This window comes from Caproiciproducens sp. NJN-50, assembly GCF_004103755.1.
In the GTDB taxonomy this organism is placed as follows: domain Bacteria; phylum Bacillota; class Clostridia; order Oscillospirales; family Acutalibacteraceae; genus Caproicibacter.
On record NZ_CP035283.1, the window covers coordinates 2890907 to 2908461 of the forward strand.

The window sequence follows — 17555 nt, forward strand, 5'->3', positions numbered from 1 at the left end:
GCGCTAAATTGAAGTAACAGTTACTTTTTCAAGAGACTGAAGGACTTCATCCCGGGTACAAATCTGCGTCCCTTCTTTGGAGGCAGTGATGCTTCCGGCAGCTGTAGTTATTTTTGCAATGTCGTACAGTGAACTGCGATTCAGAATCGAGTATGCGAGGGCCGCGACCATGGAATCCCCGGAACCGGTGGCGCTTTTCACGCAGATGTTCCAGGAATCCACCTTAAAGGTTTCTTCCCGGTTCGCGACGACGGCGCCGTCGGCCCCCATGGAAACTATCACAATTTCAATTCCTGTCCGAATCAAATTTGCCGCTGCCTCGGCGACTTCTTCCTTGAAATTGAATTTACGGCCCTGAAGCATTTCAAGTTCATGAAGGTTCGGCTTCACAGCGTAGGGAATTGCTTCGATTCCCTCCTTTAAAGCCAACCCGTCCGCATCCAGCAGGGTTTTCACTCCCGCTGCTTTTGCAGCTGAAATACAGCCGGAATAAAAATCAGCCGGTACGCCGGGCGGGAGGCTCCCGCTCAGAACAACAATTCCTGTATTCTCTAAAAACGCGGCAAATTTCTGTTGGAAACAGGACAGCACTTTCTCCGACACGAAAAAGCCCGTTTCGTTGATTTCCGTCGTCTTTTTTACACTGGAATCGAAAATTTTCAGGTTGGTGCGTGTTTCTCCTGAAATTTCAAGAAAATCGGCGGAAATTGCGTCTTTTTTCAACGCGTTGAGCAAGAGCTTTCCCTGGTCTCCGGCAATCAGCCCTGTCACCGTAACGTTGACGCCGAAATTTTTCAGCGCCTTCGCAACATTTATGCCTTTTCCCCCGGGATCCGCACGGGAATCAAGGACCCGATTCAGTCCGAAGGGATTCAGTTTTTCAATGGTAATCGTTTTATCAATGGAAGGATTCATAGCAACCGTCAAAATGTTTTGCTTCATTCAGCATTCACCCCTCAATTGGCAGATTTACCCCCTGATCCGTTGACGTCCACAAGATATAATCTGACATTATTCTTTTCAAATTCGATTTTCTGATTTTCCGAGATGGCATTTCCCGTAATACAGGCATCGATCTCCGAGACACTTCCGAACTTTGCAAAAGAAATATGCCCGATCTTCGTATGGTCTGCCAGAATATAGACCTGATCGGCGACGCTCATCATTTTTTGCTTAATGGATGCCTCTACCACGTTAGGTGTGGTCAGACCCACATTCATGTCGATCCCGTTCGTTGCGATAAACGCCTTATCCACCCGGATCCGGTTCAGTGACTCTTCCGCCAGCGGTCCCGCCAAAGCCATGGTATTCGTCCTGAGAATCCCACCGGTCGACATAATGTTGATATCCTTGATGGATGAAAGTTTTTGAAGCAATAGGATGGAATTTGTCACAACTGTCAGATCCTTGAAGCGGGAGAGCTCAGAAGCCAGATACAGGGTGGTGGTTCCGGAATCTATCATCAGGGAATCTCCGTCTTTGATAAGTTCCGCCGCCCTTTGCGCGATCAGGGCTTTTTCATTTCGAAATTGGTCTTCTTTTTCGCTGTAAGTCGGTTCAAATCCCACGGATTGCAGATAAACCGCACCGCCATGCGTCCGCTTCAGCAGATTCCGGTTTTCCAATTCGGTCAGGTCACGGCGGATTGTTGAATCCGATACCTGAAACAAAACACAGAGCTCCTGCACGGAAGCTCTGGACTTATTTTGCACATAACCAGCAATTTTTTGCAGCCTTTCTTCTTCGAACATCAAAGTCCTTCACTCTCATTTCAGTTTGTCATGACTGTGCATGACCATATATGATTGTTTGTGACGTTAATTATATTATCACAGTAGTTCTATATTGTCAATAGTAAACTCAAATTCAGTTATATATCATACAGCTTTAGCAAATTGGTATAATTTGATAACAAAATGTATAATTCGATTGGAATCTGAGGTGATTAGAGCATATGCAAAACAGTCACAAACGATTATATCGATCATATTCAGTCACAGAAGAGAAGAAGATGGCTCCCCTAATTTGCTTTCATGTCCAGTCGTAAAATACTTTTCCCGTACTAAATTATATTAATTCGGTAAAATGACCGCGAAAGTATCGTAATTGCCTTGAAAACGGTTTGAATGTTAAATTCTTGTCCGGCTACAAATCAGGAGGTTTGGTGGGCGAGTCCTCCGCCGGCAACATGACATGGCATATCCATCCCATATCTGTCAAAATCTCACTTCACCCGCAGGGTGCGAAGACAGGCTTTCTGCTCGTCTGTAATGCGGTAGCTCTCAACGGCCTTTTGAATTGCCTTGTTATGAACCCATTTTTCCAGCCGATTCTGCCGGATATAAGGAATCGCCGCATCCCACTGCTTGGCCAGCGCCGTGGCAAAGTACCAGGCGATCATCATATTGACATAGTATTCCTCTGAACGGATGCTCGCTGCCCAGGCGGGATGCTCAGGTGCAAAATTCTCGTCCAAAAAGTGCGTCATCAGCATCCCGATGCCAAAGCGGATGGTGTAAGTACGGTCGGAAGCCATCCATCTCCGGATCTCCCGCAAAAGCTCCCGCCGGTGTTTTTTGAACACCCTGGGGTTCATCAAATCGCAGGTGGCCCAGTTGTCAACGTAGGGCAGAAAGTCGTCGATTGCCGCCACCGCTGCACTGTAGTCCCCGATCTGCTCCACCAGAAAGCCGTGGAGGTTGTTTTCATCATAATATTGATGGGGAAGCATTTTTAAAAACTCCGCCGTTTCCGGCTCTTTGAACAATTCCTTCGCCAGTTTCCGCAGTTCCGGCGTGCGCACACCAATTACCCGCTCCGGTGCCACCGTGGGCATCAGCTTGCATTGAAAATTCTTGTATTTCAGGTCTTGCAGGGCAAACAGCCGGGACTGGACGCCCGTTTTCACATCATGCATAACCACACGCTCCTATGACTAGATCAGAATCCCTTCACAGTGGTCCACTTCGTGCTGGATGATCTGCGCCGCGAAGCCGGTGAAGGTTTTTAGGCGGGTCTGAAACTTCTCGTTCTGGTATTGTACCTTAATGGACCTGAAGCGTTTAACGTTCCGGATGCCGGTAAGGGACAGGCAGCCCTCTTCCGTCCCGTATGGATCAGACTTCCTCACGATCTCCGGGTTGAACAGCACCATGTATTTTCCCTCGTTATCAAGGGCGATGATCCGTTTATTCACGCCGATCATGTTGGCCGCCATACCCACGCAGCCGTCCTTGTGGGCAATCAGTGTTGCCAGCAAATCCGCCGCCGCACCGAGATCGTCCGCCGTGGCCGGCTCGGCCTTTTGCACGAGGAACGTCTCGTCCCTGCAAATTTCCCGAATCATGTGTTGTTCTCCTCCCAGCTTTTTAGCATATCGAGCTGTTCCGGCGTATGGAACCAGTGCCCGCCGTTTTCCATAACAGCGAGCTTACAGCCAAAACGACTGGCAAAGGCATTCACCGTACCCCGGCCGGTCAGATTGTCCTGACCGGCATACAGAATTGCCGTTGGGGCAGCCCATTCCACGATGGGGTGCGCTTTCGCATATTGGAGATAGTCCCAGGAGAGCGTTTCGCCAAAGTCGGTGGGAATCTTGCCCTCCCGTTCTAACCGCTCTTCGTCGACGGACGCCCAGAGCATCATATTTCGAATCAGCTTCTCCATGTCCAGCACCGGCGAAACAAACAGAGCCTGTTCCGGCGGTGTGTCCGGAAAGGCCAGCATGGAAAACCACGCCCCAATGCTGTTGGCGCGAAGGGAAACATGCGCCCAGCGCCGCCGGAGATACGCCATGACCTCCCATAGCTCCGGCACCACATGCCACGGGTCAAATCCGGTTTCGGCTTTTCGTTCCCCGTGTTGGGGCAGATCGATGGCCAGCACCTGAGCATCCCTGAGGCAGGCGATTTCCGCGAAGGCTTCCCCCTCCTCTTTGTACCCGCACTTGCCGTGAACGAATAACCAGACAAAGTCAGCATCTTCACCGTACAAAACGGCAGGGATGTTATGGATTTGAAATTTTATCGCAGTCATGGAAATACCTCCTCTATTGACATGTAATCTGCAATTTGTCCTTATTTTTTATCATAGCACAGGTCATTACAAATCACAATCGCACCTAAGACAAGGCCACCTGTCAAAATCGGCAGGTGGCCTCGGCTGGTCTCTTTACAGCTGGAACAGCTGCCCCGGCAGCTTCAGTTTTTCCTTTGGTGGAAACTGTGCGTCAAAGGCTTCCGCTTCTGCGTCATCAACAAAATAGCCCTCCGGTTCCTTGTACGAGCCGGTAATGCCGTCCAGGAAGCCGGGCTTAAGCTCCTTGATGAGGAAATACGGCACTTCCCCGTCCCTCGGCTCGGCAGAATAGTGGATGCCTTTTGTGCTGGCCACCACAAAGCCGGACTTTCCGTAGAAACCGATATTGCCGGTGATTGCCAGCGCGCCCGCGCCCAGCTTTCCGGCCTTGTCCATCGAGTGCCGAAGGAGAATCGTGCCGTAGCCCAGACGCTGGCAGTCCGGTGCAATGCTGATGGGGCCGAAAGTCATGATGGGGACGGTTCTTCCGTCGTCCGCCTTGATTGCGGAGCGAACGTACATCACATGACCGATGATTTCCCCGTCCTTCTCCATGACGAGATCCAGCTCCGGGATGAACTCTTCTCTGTCACGAAACCGGTGCAGGACATAGTGCTCCGTGCATCCGGGACGGTACACGTTCCAGAACGCCTCGCGGGTCAGATTCTCTGCCGCACGGTGATCGGCTTTGGTTTCGGGGCGAATGCGGTAGTTGTTTTTCATGGGTAAAATCCTCCTAAAAATTGTTGATTGTCAATTTTGTGGAGGTTCGGCGAGATTGTTTGGCGCAAACCTCCCGGTCAGCCCACAATCTCCAAGGTGTTGTTCTTCTTCAAACAGCAGTCTCCTAAAATTAAATTTCATCAGGCCTTACGGCTGGATGTACTTCTGATTATAAGTCTTTCATCACAGAATGACCAGCTATTTATGCGGCGCTCCTAAGGCTGAATCAAACGGAGGTTAAATTTGCTTCAAGTTTTCCTCCTGACAGGATACCGAATGACGGCTTCCCATTTGTCCGGCGCCGTCTTCTTGAAGTCAAAGGACATACGCTTTACTCCTTCTTGAACATGAAAGCTCTGTTCGGGTCCCGCTCAGCCGCCGTCAGCTCGATGAAAAGTTCCTCGGCGGCAGAAATGCCTGCGGCAAACAGAACAATAAAAAGAATCCGGCGGGATTGGGTCAGCGTGAGGGACAGCGGATACAGCGCCAGCAGCACGCCGGTCAGACAGCAGAGAAGATACAGCGCCAAAAACGCCTCTGCCGCCAGCAGCCCCAACGCCTCCCTGTGTTCACTTTTTGGCATGCCTTTACGAATTTCAGCGGCACATCCATCCGCGCTGCCGCCTGCTCCTCGGTCATGCCGCCGTCCAGAAAGCGGCGGCAGACAGATTTCATGTTTTCCCCCACCTCAATGATGTGGCGATCCGGGTCGTAGAAGCGCACTACCCGCTGACCCCAGCGGTGTTCCTTGACCGGGTGGACATACTTGACAGATTCCTCCTGCAGCTTCCGGGCAAAGACGTCGAAATCGTCCTCTTCAAAATAGAGCTCCCCGGTATTGGCACCCAAAGAAACGGGTCTGCCCTCCAGAAAGTCCTGCCAAGTGTCCAGCGTTTGCAGGCAGACGCCGCCGGTAAGCGTCACATTGGACCCGAAATCCATGACGACGCGCAGGCCCAGAATTCGTTTGTAGAAATCGATGGAAGCGGCCAAATCGGATACCGCCAGCAGGGGATTTTTGAATTTCATAACACGACCTCATTTCTTTTTTCGCGGCCTGGGCAGCGGCGTGATAGGTTCTAATATTCCAATCACCGGCCGAACCTTTTCTGTGTCCTCAATATCCAGAATGTAATCTCTTTGCCGCCCGCCGCCCATCCCGGCAGTCGACCCTATCGTCGTCGCCGCTAATGTAATCAAGAAGTATGTCATATGAGAATAACCCGACCCAATGACTGTGCATGTTTTCGTTATCCATATCGAATTCATACCTTTTCATAAGCTCAAACAGTGTAATTGTAAAGGTGGTAGCATATTCGTCCTCTGTATGTTCTACAAATTTCTTTCCTATCGTAAGCGCTTCTATTTTGCTTAAGTGCTCCTCCACGAATAGTTGTCAAGTGAAGTAACAAGATTCCACACTTTATCTATATCACAATGTAATACAGCTTTTATATTTGCTATTGCCATAATGTCCACCCGTTTCGTTACAAACAAGTTGCGCCGGGCAATCAAAGAAATTGCCCGGCGTCAGCCTAAGCGTATCACTTAATCCAGCTTCATTCGGTCGTCTCGTTTAAAATGCTTCCGTGAGGGATTCCCTTCGACCCTCCAGATCTGCTTCCGCTTTAGGTCGTAAACAATGGACCAGACAGTGTCGGCGTTTTGCCTGCGGTCGTACTGACACATAAAGCCATATCTCCCGGACAGCACATTCTCCGCAAAGGTCACGGTATAATCACCCTTGTTATGCTCTAGCGCATTACGCGCGGTTTGATAGCGCTCATCCGAATGCCAGTCGTCGATTTCAGGATTGCGGTACGGCCGCATCTTTTCAGAATTAAAGTTGTTGGCGGTTGCGACAAACCGCTCCCCGGCGCGGGGAAAGATGACCTCCATTTCACCGGGGTTGCATTCCACCACGGCGATTTCGCCGCCTTTGTCCGCTATGGTCAGCGTCTGCGCCGATGAGATAGGGAGCTTGCGCAGTGCCTCTATCGCTTCGGCGGTGGTTTTGCATTTCTCCAAAAGATAGCGCAGCAGCATCCCGGCGTTGAGGCCCGGCTTTCGCAGGTGCGGATAGACAAAGGTCAGTCCAACCGCCAGCCCGCGCTGGTTGACGCCGTCCTCCATCTCCACGAAGGCGGTTGTGTTTCCGTTGAACCCATAACCGCCTTCAAGACGATACAGACAGTTCATGTAGAGCTTTTCCAGGCTCACAAGGAAATCACTGTTTCGCGCAAAAACGATCTCATCCTCCGTGCTAAAGGCAAAGCAGGTGCATTTGTGATCAGGCTCGAAGCAGTACATGCAAAAAAGCAGAGCTTGGAGGGTTTCCACAGGCACCTCGTTTCCGTCCGCGATACCCCGGATTTCCTCCAGAGCCTCGGGAAAATACCTTTGGTATTCTTTAACGCATTCTCCGGCAAAGGCGTATTTGTCCTCCGTCAGCGCAAAGGTTGGGCAGTGGTCGAGCTTTTTCCCGTTCTTGAGCAGCAAGCGGCCCCATTTGTACCCAGCCTCATAGTGAGTTCCGGTAAATCTTCCATGATACATTTTTAACTCTCCAATCATTGAATTGAGAGTTGACGTCATCTCTTGACTCAAGCGTAATCGAATAAAAATTTTATGTCAAGCACTATATTATTCTTCAGGTAACGGGACAGAAAACGGGTCGATTCCCGATAAATTGGAATCGGCCCGCTCAGTTCGTTTTCAGGGTTGGATTACAGCCACACAGCCCAGTCCCCATAATCGAATGTTCCGCTGCCGTGATGCAGCTTGCCTTCCGCTTTCAGCTGACGGAAGGCGTCACGCATTCTGGGGATTATTTCCGGCCCGATATCCAGACTGTGATGCGCCGGAAAGACCCGCCGGACCGGGAGCGCGGCAACGCACTCTAATGATTTCAGATAGGCTTCCGGGTCGGTGGAGGGGTAATAGGCAAACAGGGTGTCCTTGTAAACCAGGTCGCCGGTAAAAAGGCAGCCCCTCTCCCTTTCATAAAAGCACATGTGCCCCGGTGAATGGCCGGGCGTGTGCAGTACCCGCAGGACGCGCCCGCCGATGTCAATCAAATCGTTATCCTTCAATACTCTCGTGGGCGTCCCCTGAAAGAACTCGTAGATGTTTACATCATATTCTTCCGGCAGATCGCAGCGGTCTGTCACCATGCCCCTGATCTGCTCCATGCCCAGAGGGAATTCTCCGCTGAGCCAATTCAATTCGTCTTCGTGAGCGTAAAAATCCGGGAAGTATTTGTGCCCGCCGACGTGGTCCCAATGAACATGGGTCGCCACGGCGGTGACCGGCTTGTCGGTCAGCTTTCTCACTTCGTCGTAAATATTGCAGATGCCGAGGCCGGTGTCGATCAGGAGCGCTCTTTCCGTGCCGACGAGCAGATAGCAGTGCGTTTCCTCCCAATGCCGGTACTCGCTGATGATATGTGTGTTCTCGTCTATATGGTCTATCGTAAACCAATCACCCATCTCATGGTTCCTTTCTAACTTGTCTCATGTATAACAACCACAGCAAAGGTTCGGCTACAGCTGATATAAGCTGTCCCGATAGTCCTTCACATACATAGTACCGGATATTGCTCCTGCCGCGTGAAACGACGGCGTGGCCCTCTGTCTCAAGCTTTTCCAGAGAATAAACCGCTTTGTTTTATGATGCAATGAGACGGTTCTAATTTTTTGCGTTATTCTTTCATAAGCGGCTGACATGACGGGCAGTAATACACCGCTCCTCCCAGATAGGCCTCTTTTACAAGCTCTCCTCCGCACCGCGGGCAGCCGGAGGCAAGCGTGTTCTTTGACAGCTTCACCCGGTAGCCGCCCGGGCACCCGAAGAGGTCCTTTTCCGTGTCCCGCCCGCCGTGTTCCGTCATATCGCGCAGAACCGAAACGATGCAGGAAAAAAGATTGTTCCACTCTGCTTCGCTGAGTGTCCCGATTTTGCGTTTTGGGTGGATTCCGGCGGTAAACAGGATGTCCTGCAGCACGCCGTTGCCGATACCGGGAAAGCGCTGCTCCGTGGCAAGAAACGCTTTCGCGCTCAGGGTCGGTTTGTTCTCCGCCATCAATTTGCAGTAATACGGTTCAAACTGCTCGAAAAACGGGGAAACCGCCGTTCTGCTTTTGAGGTAGTATTCGTTATCATACGTACCGTCATGGAGGATGATGCCGCCGTACATGGCGACGGTGAAGACCAGAGCCGTCCCGTCGTCAAATTCCATCAGCAGCTGATGATTTTTCGGCGCGTCGGCGCGGTTTACGAGCCGCGCGTTGACCCCGTCGTTGAAGCACAGCCGTTTCCCGTTATCAAACGCCATTTCCGCGAAGATGCCGAACCCCTCGGCTGATCGAATGGCGCTTCCGCTCACCGCCGCGTCGTATTCCGCCGGATCGCCGGCATACCAGCAGAATTTATGCGCTTTTGAAGGCGGGTGGACGCGGCGCACCCTCTTCCCGACGACGGCACCGTTCATCTGCTTTGCGATTGTGATTGCTTCAGGCAATTCCATCATAAGCGGTTTCTCCTTCGAAATAAGCTGTGGTTCACTTCCCAAATTCGCCGATCAGCATGGCTACGTATCTACAGAAAAAGAAGCGGGAGAAGTGTCCGTGGCCTTTACCTGCAGCCAGCGTGACGAGGTTCGAAATTTGCACGATGTGTCCGGAGCGATACAGGCCCAGCCCGGCATGAAGCACAGGGCGTTGTATTTACTCATCGCAATGGCTCTTTCGCAGGATTCCTTCCTATTTCACGGCATTCAGAATAAAAAGGGAGGCATCCTGATTCATGAAGATTCCTTTCCCATGATAAAAGGTGTGTGCCGTGGCGGACGCGAATCCGGTTTCCCTGAGTAATTGAATCAGTTCTTCCTGCTCAAATCCGTTGTGAACCATTTCGGAAACAACGGCATCGTTTTTGTCAAAATCAGCGATGATTAAATGGCCGTCTTTTTTCAGCACACTGTATAATGAGGTTAAAATAGACCGGCTGTCCGGGATATGCAGAAGGACCTGGGATAGGATAACATAGTCAGCGAGCAATCCGTCTGGCACTTCTTTTAAAAAATCGCAGCACAGTGTACGGGCTCGCGGAATCTGCCCGGCTGCAATTTTTCGGTCAACCTGTTCGATCATCCGGGCGGACGGATCGACAAAAAGCACGGACTGGAACAAGCCGAGCAACTGCAAGCCGACCAAACCTGTGCCGCAGCCGTAATCCACAGCGGTTTTTCCTTCCGTGCCGCTCAGTTCGGCGCGGATTGCCTGAGCGATCCGATTAGCAACCTCGACCCTGGTATCCGTATCGTAATGGCTTGCCATCGCTTCCCAAATGTTGTTTGTTTCCATAAAGTTCTCCTGTTTTTCGAAATTTAATTCTCGCTCAAGATTTTGATATGGCGCAAGGATTAATAGCCGTAGTTCCCGTCAATTAAAATCACTTTAATTCGCTCCTTGACAAACTGTCCGGCGATCAAAACGAAATCGTTGCAGATTCTCTGCGGGTGACTACAGTCCACACATTTGCCAAGCTTTACGCAGGGCGTCTCCTTGCGCAGACGCTTCGCGTCCAGCGGTGCCGCAATCTGCCGCGCGCGGAGGATCGCACTTTCGGCGGAGTCCGTGAGCTTGTTGACACCGGCTACGACAATCACCTGCTTCGGGCCGTACAGCATCGGCGCGACGCGGCTCCCGTTGCCGTCAATGTTGAACAGCTTACCGTCCATGGTTACGGCGTTTACCCCGGTGAAGAAGGTGTCGGCGGTAAAATTTTTCAGATAAATCTTCAGCTTCTGCTCCGACGTCAGCCCCGGCTGATGCTTGTCGTAAAACATGTAGTTTCCGCTGCGGAGAAGATCAAAGACACCTGTTTCCTCCAGAGTTACAGAATCCCCGCATCCGACGGTTTCGCCCCTATGGATCAGCGTGGGAATTAGGGACAGCAGATCCGAACGATTCTCCACGAAGTAGCCGCCCATATTATGCCGTTGCAGATTTTGAATGGTTTTGCAGACTTTTTGCTCCATTCAGGATTTCCCCTTTATCCAAAATTTACAAAGCAGTCAGCATGTCGTACAGCTTAACGACTGTCTTCCAGTTGCGTACGGTAGCCGAATCGAATTCTCTCGCGGCGCGTAGGGCCAGTTTCGATTTGCGGATGCTTTGACAGCAAAGGAGGTATCCCTCTCTTATCCCCATTCGCAGCAGATCCGGGCCGGTATTCTCTCTGCACAGGCTGTCAATCTGCACCTGTTCGTGAGGGTGATCCAGAAAATAGACGTAAAGGTGCTCGACCTGCGGATCGGCTGCTTCGGCGGCGGCAATCTCCGCCGCCGAGAACGGTAGGGAGTCGATCAGGGCTTTAATTTCATCGATGTTTCGTATGATGACATCGCCTTTCAATCTAAAGCGCTCCGAAAATCCGGCGTGAATCGTCTTTTGTAAGGCCGCTTCCTCCAAATTTGTTTCAAAAACCGCATTCCCGCTTTGAATATAGGTTCGGACGCTGCTCAATCCCAAATCAAGAAAGAGCCGCTTCAAATCATCCATTTTTACAAGGTTTTTTCCGCCGACGTTGATTCCCCGGAACAGGGCCGCATATTTCATAGGGCATCTCCCTTGTCTGTGAAAACCGGTTTAAAAGAGAATGGGATTTTTATTTTCCCTTGGATAAAGAATGCTGTCCCGGAATACGCCGTCACCCCAGATTTCGCTTTCGGACAGGGTGGTCTCAATCAGTTCGATCAGCTGGTTATTGATGAGCACCATTGCGCAGCGACAGCCGGCGAACGGCTGAAATTTTCCCGGCTGCCGAAGACCACTTTTCATTTTTATCTTCATCTGCGAATTTTGTATGTGCCTATTATACCATGCTTATCTCCAAATGTGTCCCATCACCATCACAGAAATGTGGTGGCTTTTTTATATTCAGAATCAATTCAGAAAGGAAGCATGCCCTATGGCAAAACAGCCGAAAACCAGCGCGCCTCCGCGGGAAGATGCCCGCATTCAGGAATTTCCCGGCATGATCGCACCTTCCATCATAAAATTCAACACGGATTACTTTATCTGCGGTAACACCTTCCGATTCGTTTGGGTGCTTCGTGAATATCCGGCCTCCACGGAGGAACAGACAATCCTACGCTACCTGGGTGGAAAGGACGGCGCAGCGAGGTTTTGGGCGTCCGCTGGGGTTCCATTGACTTCGAGAAGAACACAATCGCCATCGAGCATAAAGTCATTGATGGATGTGCCGCTGGGCAGGAGGGCCTGTTGCTGACGGATGAGATGAAAACCAAATCCAGCCGCCGGACACTCCCACTGCTTCCGATGCCGGAACGTGTTCTGCAAGAAACAAAGGCCCGTCAGGAGGAGTATCGCAGAGCATGCAGGAAGGGATATTGCAAGAAGTATCTGGAGTATGTCTGCGTGGACAGTCTGGGAAACCTGCTGAGTCCGGCCTTTCTGAGCGCGCACTTTTCCTACCTTCTTCAGAAGAACGGTCTGCGGCATATCCGTTTTCATGATCTGCGCCACACCTGCGCCAGCCTGCTGGTTGCTGAGAGAGTGGATATGAAGCGCATTCAGCTCTGGTTGGGGCACAGCAATTCTTCCACCACTGCCGACATTTACGCTCACCTGGACTTTGCGAGCAAACGCGAAACCGGGGTGGTGATAGGAAGTTTGTTGGATGGGTCACTTGATAGGGATAGAACGACGGATAAAGCGAAGCTTTGTATGCCAGATGAAGAGTCTGAGATCCAAATCACCAGAGGGACAAAAACGTGAAAAACAGCCACGGAAGAATCCTTCCATGGCTGACGTTGGCGGAAGCGGTGGGATTCGAACCCACGAGACCTTGCGGTCTACCTGATTTCGAGTCAGGCCCGTTATGACCACTTCGATACGCTTCCATATTCAATTTTACCCCGCTTTTCAGGGTGGCACAGGCGTTAGAAACGTGTTAGAATAGAACCGTGGATTCCTGAGTATTGCGGCTCGGAAACCCAGCAAACACGGGCATCTGCGGAATTTGGCCACGGATTTGGACAAGCCCGTTTCGAGTGCGGCCCGTTATGACCACTTCGATACGCTTCCGATTAAATTATTTCAAAGGATTAACGACCAGCGCATAAGCTCAATTGCAACACAAAGAATACCAAAGAATTCAGGAATCAGGGATTTTCTAAGCAATGAGCTATTGGGTCCACTACGACTTCCTGCAATTGCTTTGGTAGGCCCTATAGCACCTCCCAAATGTGCTTTTTTATTGTACCGGTAAACGTAAAAAAAGTCAAGGGTTTTCCCCGAAAGCAGTCGGTTATAGGAGCATTTGTCTCAGCTCATATCTGACAAGCCTCAAGAACCAAACTGAAAAGGCGCAAAAAGCGCGCCTTTTCAGTTTGGGACTTATGAAGCATTTTGATAAGCAGACAGATCATAAAGCGTTTGGGAGCCGCCGGTCACCAGACCCGAATCAGAGGAAGAACTCCACACGCTGGAATCCACTGCCGTGCCGTGTTGCTCGACCCATTGGGTCACTTCGTCAGAGGAATTTCCGCCCATGCCTCCCCTCCCTCCAACCATGTAATATTTCAACTCACCCGATTTCACCATCTGCTCCAGTTTTTCCACGGTCAGAGACCGGTTGGTCCCACTGAACCCCCCCACCGCCATGACCGGCTTGCCGGTGGCTAAAATAATCGGTTCCGCTTCACTGGCACTCGATACCGCAAGCAGATATTTCTCTCCCGTATTATTCTTTTCAAGAAATGTAATTAGAGCTGAATCGGAGGAAGTACCGGACCGATTCCCGAAGTTTCCGCCGTCCTGCCGGCCGGTTTCCACATTGCCGCTTTCGGTTCTGTCGCCATCAGACGGCATGTCCCGATTACCGCCCGCCTGTCCGAACATCGACGTTTCCTCCGCGGAAGGGCCGGCGGAGGGAATGGAAGAATTGATGTTTCCCCACAGCGCGGAGTATCCCGTCCACACCGCCGGCGCAATCAGAAGCCCGGCAAAGCCGACGACAACGCATGCCAGCGCCAGTTTGCCGCCCGGATTTTTTTTGAAGAAGCGCAGAAGGAGCAGGAAAACAGCCGGTATTCCCGCTGCCACACAGATTAAAGGAATCAAAATTTTTGAATAGCCTGAATAGGACTGAAGCATTACAGCCTGAACGGCAGCCGTCGAAACAAAGGACGCCGGAAGCAGATAACCCGACGGGCCGCCGCTGCGGTAAAGCCTCCACAGTTCGGTCGCGCCGATGCCGGCCAGAGCGGCGAGATACGGTGCCATGGCTGAAATATAATAAGGGTGGAAGAACTGTGCCACACTGAAATAGCCGACCATCGTCACGACGGAACCTCCCCAGAGCAGAACCCCGCGCAGCAGCTTCCGGCGCCGTTCTTCATCGGCGCCGCGCATCCCGATCAGCATCGCCAGAACGGAGAACAGGCCGAACGGGAGAAGCCAGCTGTCCTGCCCGCCAAGGGTGGTGTTGAACATGCGCAGAATCCCGGCGCTTCCACCGCCGTTGAACATATTTCCCCCGCCCCCGTTGCCTCCGGGGCCTCCGGGAAAGCCGTCTGTTCCACCCTGCCCGAAAGTTCTTCCGTCATCCCTCTGGGTATCCCCGTCCGCACGTGATTCCGAACCGCTTACGCTGTCCGAACTCGAACCCGACGACAGTGATGACGTCTGCCCGCTGTCCTGAGTCCCAACTGGTCCATCACCCTCCAGCCAGCCCTGCATGCCGCCGTCGGGCACGCTGTTCTCCTCGTCCGTTTCGGCCTGTCCCGGCATCCCGGAGCGGTTTCCGCCGAATGTGCCGCCCGACTGTCCCGTGATCCTCTGGATCCCGTTATAGCTGAGGGCAAGCTCCAGTTCGGAATTATTCGAGCTGTTGTCCACATAAGGCCGCTCGCTCGCCGGAGTCAGGTCTACGATCACGGACCAAGACAGGGACACCGTCAATAGGACGAGCGCCGCCACTGCGAGATGCCATATCCGCTTTCTCCACCTGAGGCTCGTGCCGAAAAAGTAAACGGCGTAAAGGGCCGGAAGGATCAGGAACGCCTCCAATGTTTTGGCATTATAAGCGATTCCCAGGAAAACCATGGACAAAATCAAATAGCGGAGCTGCCCCCGGTCTGAAGCCGCCACCATGGCCCACGCGGAAAGCGCCATGAAGAAAATCAGCACCGAATCGGTGTTGTTGGTTTTGCTGATCACAATGAAAATCGGCGAGAGCGCAAGCACCAGCGCGGAGATGAGGCCGGCAGCAGTGCCGAAATGGCGTTTGACGGCGCAATAGACAATCGCAACCGTCGCCACCGCGGCCAGGCACTGCGGCAGAATGATGCTCCAGCCGTAAAATCCGAACACCTTCGCAAAGGCGGTCTGCACCCACAAAGAAACGGGGGGTTTGTCCACCGTGATCCATCCGCCGGGATCCAGCGAAGCAAAGAAAAAATTTTTCCAGCCGGTCAGCATGCTTTTCACGCTGGCGGCGTAAAACTCATTGCTGTAACCGAGATTCCAGATATGATAAACGGACAGGAAGGCCGCCAGAAACAGAATCAGGGTCAGCGCGGCCGCTTCACGATATTTTCTGATGATCCTCACGTTTTGCATTTTCAGCATTTCAAATTCACCCTGTCTTTACTTTTTTGTAGGATACCCCTTGTTTATGAAGGCAGGATGAATGGTTCATTAGGAGGTGATGAAAGAATGCGGGCAATCTTTTCCAGGCGTTCCGCCAGCCATGCAAAGCTGGGCGTCAACGGCTCGGGCCGCCGGGCGGAAGCCAAAACAAACCGGTCAGCCGAATCGGGCAAGGGCAGAAAACAGGGCGAGCGCGGACGGGAGGATCCGGTCGTTGAACTCGTAACACTCTGTATGGAGCTGAGGCCAATCCCGACCCGCGCCGATTCCCACCATAACCGCCCTTGCACCGGAACCGTAATATCCGAAATCCTCCGACCAGCGGAAAGGCTCCGAGATCTCGTCACAGTCCAACCCGGCTCTGAGGCTGACTCCCTTCAACCGCTCCAGGGTTTCGCCATCGTTTATCGTCGCGGGAAAAACATCGCAGAAAGAATCGGATTCTTCCACCCCGTCCGGCGCCGCTTCCGCTCGGGCGCTCTGCCGGATGGAAGCAATCAGCCGATCCAAGTCGTCCTCCAGCCACGCCCGGAGCGTAAGCCAAACCTCCGCCGTGCCGGCGGCGGAGCCGAAAGCCTTTTCACCGATTTTCGCACCGATCAGGGTTGCCATCGTCAGCCCCTTGTAACGAACCGGCTCTGTAATCGAGGGCAGAGCGCTTAGGAAACGGGCCGCGGCAAATCCAGGATTGCGTCCGTTTTCCGGATAAGCGGCGTGGGACGGCCTGCCGGCAAAAGACAGGGTCATCCCTCTGGAAGCGCACGCGAAGGTGCCGCGGCGCAGCAGCACGGTCCCCTCCTCCCATCCGGGAATATTATGGAAGGCATAAATCCGATCGATCCCGTATTTTGAAAGAGCCCGGCAGCAGACCTTTCCTCCGGCGCCGGTCTCTTCCGCATGCTGAAAGAGGAGAACGATGTTCCGCCCCAGCTTTTTGTGTTCGAGAAAAAGGCCCAGCCCGGCCAGAGCCGCGCAGTGTCCGTCATGCCCGCAAAGGTGGGCGCTGCCGCCCCGGAACGGCAGCGCGTCCATATCCGCCCGGAAAGCGACGGTTTCAGCGGCGCCCGGTTCCTCGTGAACGGCGCAGAACCACGCCCCCTCATCCTCCAGTCTCAGGGAAGTATGGGCGCGCAGAAATTTCATCAGAAACGCTTTCGTTCTCTTTTCGCTGCCGGATGGTTCGGCAAGGCGGTGCAGGCCGCTCCTGAGCGCCAGCACCATTCCAATGATCTGTTGTTCCAATCGTACGCCTCCGGATCAGACTGTATTCGACGAAAAATCGCCTTTCCCGATTATATTCCAGCCCTGCGGAGGATTCAATAGATTGCCGCAAGAAAATGACCGCGGTTTCCCCCATAATGGAAAAGCGCGGCGGAAACCATTCCACCGCGCCGCAATTCGATAAAATCAGCCGGGCCTCCGGCGGAAAACCGCCGAAGGCCCAAACGATAAACTGTGTCAACTGTTTCATTTTCCGCCCCGGCAAAGACCGATTCTCCAGAAATCAGCTGCCGCGGTAAAAACTCCCCAAATCAATACATCGGAATCACCTTTGCCGTTTCCTCCGGTCTGTTCGCCGCCCGCGTTTCATCCTCTGAACCGCCCTGAAAAATCTGTTCCGGAAGAACTGGCTTCATTCGAAGCCGGGATTCAGCTTTCAAAGGGATTTGCAGCGTGCCGGCCAAACAAAATCTTCTGCAACAGGCCGTCTCGCACCTCATTCCTTTCTCTGTTTTTACTCTTTTGCGGATGCATCCGTCCAACAAACGTCAATTGCCTTTCGCCGGTCCTCTTCCCTGTCCATTGGACTCACTCCCTTCAGCGAAAAAGTCCGTTTTCATCCCGATGCCAGTCTCTGTTTTCCATCTTCCGCAGCGGCCGCCGCTCGGGAAAACTGCATCGTCCTTTCTATCGTCCCTTTTCCTTACGGCTTTATTATAAGGGCAAATATGGTATAAGTCAATAGTTTCAATTAAAATAAAAATATTTTTTAGTATATTTTTGTTGCATATAATTTTCCTGTTGACTTGCGGGTCCTTACAGCGTAGAATAGTAACGACAGCAAAGACGGAAATG

General features: G+C 52.3%; 18 protein-coding genes, 1 tRNA gene and 1 pseudogene. 2 read left to right on the top strand and 18 right to left on the bottom strand.

Going from position 1 to position 17555, the window contains the following annotated elements:
• Window positions 1-3 precede the first annotated feature (3 nt).
• The 15 genes from pfkB to EQM14_RS16770 all read right to left on the bottom strand — a co-directional run bounded on the left by pfkB (window position 4) and on the right by EQM14_RS16770 (window position 11642).
• Window positions 4-942 carry a 1-phosphofructokinase gene (pfkB, locus tag EQM14_RS14015; protein ID WP_128743800.1) on the bottom strand — a complete coding sequence of 313 codons (939 nt, stop codon included), beginning with the start codon at window positions 940-942 and terminating at the stop codon, window positions 4-6.
• Window positions 943-956: 14 nt separating this feature from the next.
• Entirely contained in the window at window positions 957-1751 is a 795-nt protein-coding gene (locus EQM14_RS14020) for a DeoR/GlpR family DNA-binding transcription regulator (RefSeq protein WP_128743801.1), read from the bottom strand.
• A gap of 473 nt (window positions 1752-2224) precedes the next feature.
• Window positions 2225-2917, bottom strand: coding sequence for a DNA alkylation repair protein (locus tag EQM14_RS14025; RefSeq protein ID WP_128743802.1), 693 nt, complete (start codon window positions 2915-2917; stop codon window positions 2225-2227).
• An 18-nt stretch (window positions 2918-2935) separates the two neighbouring features.
• The gene (locus EQM14_RS14030) at window positions 2936-3346 is read right to left on the bottom strand and encodes a peptide deformylase (protein ID WP_128743803.1); all 411 of its coding nucleotides are present in this window, start codon (window positions 3344-3346) and stop codon (window positions 2936-2938) included.
• A complete protein-coding gene (locus EQM14_RS14035) occupies window positions 3343-4035 on the bottom strand; it encodes an alpha/beta hydrolase (RefSeq protein ID WP_128743804.1) in 693 nt (230 codons plus the stop codon). The genes EQM14_RS14030 and EQM14_RS14035 overlap by 4 nt, the downstream gene beginning before the upstream one ends.
• Window positions 4036-4170: 135 nt before the next feature.
• Window positions 4171-4800 (bottom strand): GNAT family N-acetyltransferase, encoded by a 630-nt coding sequence (locus EQM14_RS14040; RefSeq protein WP_128743805.1) that lies wholly within the window; start codon window positions 4798-4800, stop codon window positions 4171-4173.
• A 331-nt stretch (window positions 4801-5131) separates the two neighbouring features.
• The gene (locus tag EQM14_RS14045) at window positions 5132-5329 is read right to left on the bottom strand and encodes a hypothetical protein (RefSeq protein WP_128743806.1); all 198 of its coding nucleotides are present in this window, start codon (window positions 5327-5329) and stop codon (window positions 5132-5134) included.
• Window positions 5302-5829 (bottom strand): VOC family protein, encoded by a 528-nt coding sequence (locus EQM14_RS14050; RefSeq protein WP_128743807.1) that lies wholly within the window; start codon window positions 5827-5829, stop codon window positions 5302-5304. The genes EQM14_RS14045 and EQM14_RS14050 overlap by 28 nt, the downstream gene beginning before the upstream one ends.
• 519 nt (window positions 5830-6348) lie before the next feature.
• Entirely contained in the window at window positions 6349-7356 is a 1008-nt protein-coding gene (locus EQM14_RS14060) for a C45 family autoproteolytic acyltransferase/hydolase (RefSeq protein WP_128743808.1), read from the bottom strand.
• Between the two features lie 170 nt (window positions 7357-7526).
• A complete protein-coding gene (locus tag EQM14_RS14065) occupies window positions 7527-8288 on the bottom strand; it encodes an MBL fold metallo-hydrolase (protein WP_128743809.1) in 762 nt (253 codons plus the stop codon).
• A gap of 212 nt (window positions 8289-8500) precedes the next feature.
• Window positions 8501-9328, bottom strand: coding sequence for a DNA-formamidopyrimidine glycosylase family protein (locus EQM14_RS14070; protein ID WP_128743810.1), 828 nt, complete (start codon window positions 9326-9328; stop codon window positions 8501-8503).
• Window positions 9329-9560: 232 nt separating this feature from the next.
• A complete protein-coding gene (locus tag EQM14_RS14080; RefSeq protein WP_128743812.1) occupies window positions 9561-10163 on the bottom strand; it encodes a class I SAM-dependent methyltransferase in 603 nt (200 codons plus the stop codon).
• Window positions 10164-10222: 59 nt separating this feature from the next.
• Window positions 10223-10840, bottom strand: a complete 618-nt coding sequence (locus tag EQM14_RS14085; protein ID WP_128743813.1) for a lactate utilization protein — start codon at window positions 10838-10840, stop codon at window positions 10223-10225.
• A gap of 25 nt (window positions 10841-10865) precedes the next feature.
• Window positions 10866-11420 carry a DUF1697 domain-containing protein gene (locus tag EQM14_RS14090; RefSeq protein WP_128743814.1) on the bottom strand — a complete coding sequence of 185 codons (555 nt, stop codon included), beginning with the start codon at window positions 11418-11420 and terminating at the stop codon, window positions 10866-10868.
• A gap of 30 nt (window positions 11421-11450) precedes the next feature.
• The gene (locus tag EQM14_RS16770) at window positions 11451-11642 is read right to left on the bottom strand and encodes a hypothetical protein (RefSeq protein WP_128743815.1); all 192 of its coding nucleotides are present in this window, start codon (window positions 11640-11642) and stop codon (window positions 11451-11453) included.
• A gap of 130 nt (window positions 11643-11772) precedes the next feature.
• Here EQM14_RS16770 and EQM14_RS16775 point away from each other — a divergent pair.
• Window positions 11773-11979: pseudogene (locus EQM14_RS16775) on the top strand (type VI secretion protein); the annotation flags it as partial.
• Window positions 11980-11990: 11 nt separating this feature from the next.
• Window positions 11991-12602 (top strand): site-specific integrase, encoded by a 612-nt coding sequence (locus tag EQM14_RS14105; protein ID WP_164919097.1) that lies wholly within the window; start codon window positions 11991-11993, stop codon window positions 12600-12602.
• Between the two features lie 36 nt (window positions 12603-12638).
• Here the strand turns inward: EQM14_RS14105 and EQM14_RS14110 are convergent.
• From EQM14_RS14110 to EQM14_RS14120, 3 genes are all read right to left on the bottom strand, one after another.
• A tRNA-Ser gene (locus EQM14_RS14110) sits at window positions 12639-12727 on the bottom strand.
• A gap of 496 nt (window positions 12728-13223) precedes the next feature.
• A complete protein-coding gene (locus EQM14_RS14115; protein WP_128743817.1) occupies window positions 13224-15458 on the bottom strand; it encodes a glycosyltransferase family 39 protein in 2235 nt (744 codons plus the stop codon).
• 177 nt (window positions 15459-15635) lie between these two features.
• Window positions 15636-16721: a M20/M25/M40 family metallo-hydrolase gene (locus EQM14_RS14120; protein ID WP_128743818.1), complete on the bottom strand. Its 1086-nt coding sequence runs from the start codon at window positions 16719-16721 to the stop codon at window positions 15636-15638.
• Between the last annotated feature and the right edge of the window lie 834 nt (window positions 16722-17555).

Coding starts and splice junctions, on each gene's coding strand:
- EQM14_RS14025 (WP_128743802.1), bottom strand. CDS start 2,917: ATGCATGATGTGAAAACGGGCGTCCAGTCCCGGCTGTTTGCCCTGCAA.
- EQM14_RS14030 (WP_128743803.1), bottom strand. CDS start 3,346: ATGATTCGGGAAATTTGCAGGGACGAGACGTTCCTCGTGCAAAAGGCC.
- EQM14_RS14115 (WP_128743817.1), bottom strand. CDS start 15,458: ATGCTGAAAATGCAAAACGTGAGGATCATCAGAAAATATCGTGAAGCG.
- EQM14_RS14070 (WP_128743810.1), bottom strand. CDS start 9,328: ATGATGGAATTGCCTGAAGCAATCACAATCGCAAAGCAGATGAACGGT.
- EQM14_RS14040 (WP_128743805.1), bottom strand. CDS start 4,800: ATGAAAAACAACTACCGCATTCGCCCCGAAACCAAAGCCGATCACCGT.
- EQM14_RS14050 (WP_128743807.1), bottom strand. CDS start 5,829: ATGAAATTCAAAAATCCCCTGCTGGCGGTATCCGATTTGGCCGCTTCC.
- EQM14_RS14035 (WP_128743804.1), bottom strand. CDS start 4,035: ATGACTGCGATAAAATTTCAAATCCATAACATCCCTGCCGTTTTGTAC.
- EQM14_RS14060 (WP_128743808.1), bottom strand. CDS start 7,356: ATGTATCATGGAAGATTTACCGGAACTCACTATGAGGCTGGGTACAAA.
- EQM14_RS14085 (WP_128743813.1), bottom strand. CDS start 10,840: ATGGAGCAAAAAGTCTGCAAAACCATTCAAAATCTGCAACGGCATAAT.
- pfkB (WP_128743800.1), bottom strand. CDS start 942: ATGAAGCAAAACATTTTGACGGTTGCTATGAATCCTTCCATTGATAAA.
- EQM14_RS16770 (WP_128743815.1), bottom strand. CDS start 11,642: ATGAAAAGTGGTCTTCGGCAGCCGGGAAAATTTCAGCCGTTCGCCGGC.
- EQM14_RS14080 (WP_128743812.1), bottom strand. CDS start 10,163: ATGGAAACAAACAACATTTGGGAAGCGATGGCAAGCCATTACGATACG.
- EQM14_RS14065 (WP_128743809.1), bottom strand. CDS start 8,288: ATGGGTGATTGGTTTACGATAGACCATATAGACGAGAACACACATATC.
- EQM14_RS14020 (WP_128743801.1), bottom strand. CDS start 1,751: ATGTTCGAAGAAGAAAGGCTGCAAAAAATTGCTGGTTATGTGCAAAAT.
- EQM14_RS14090 (WP_128743814.1), bottom strand. CDS start 11,420: ATGAAATATGCGGCCCTGTTCCGGGGAATCAACGTCGGCGGAAAAAAC.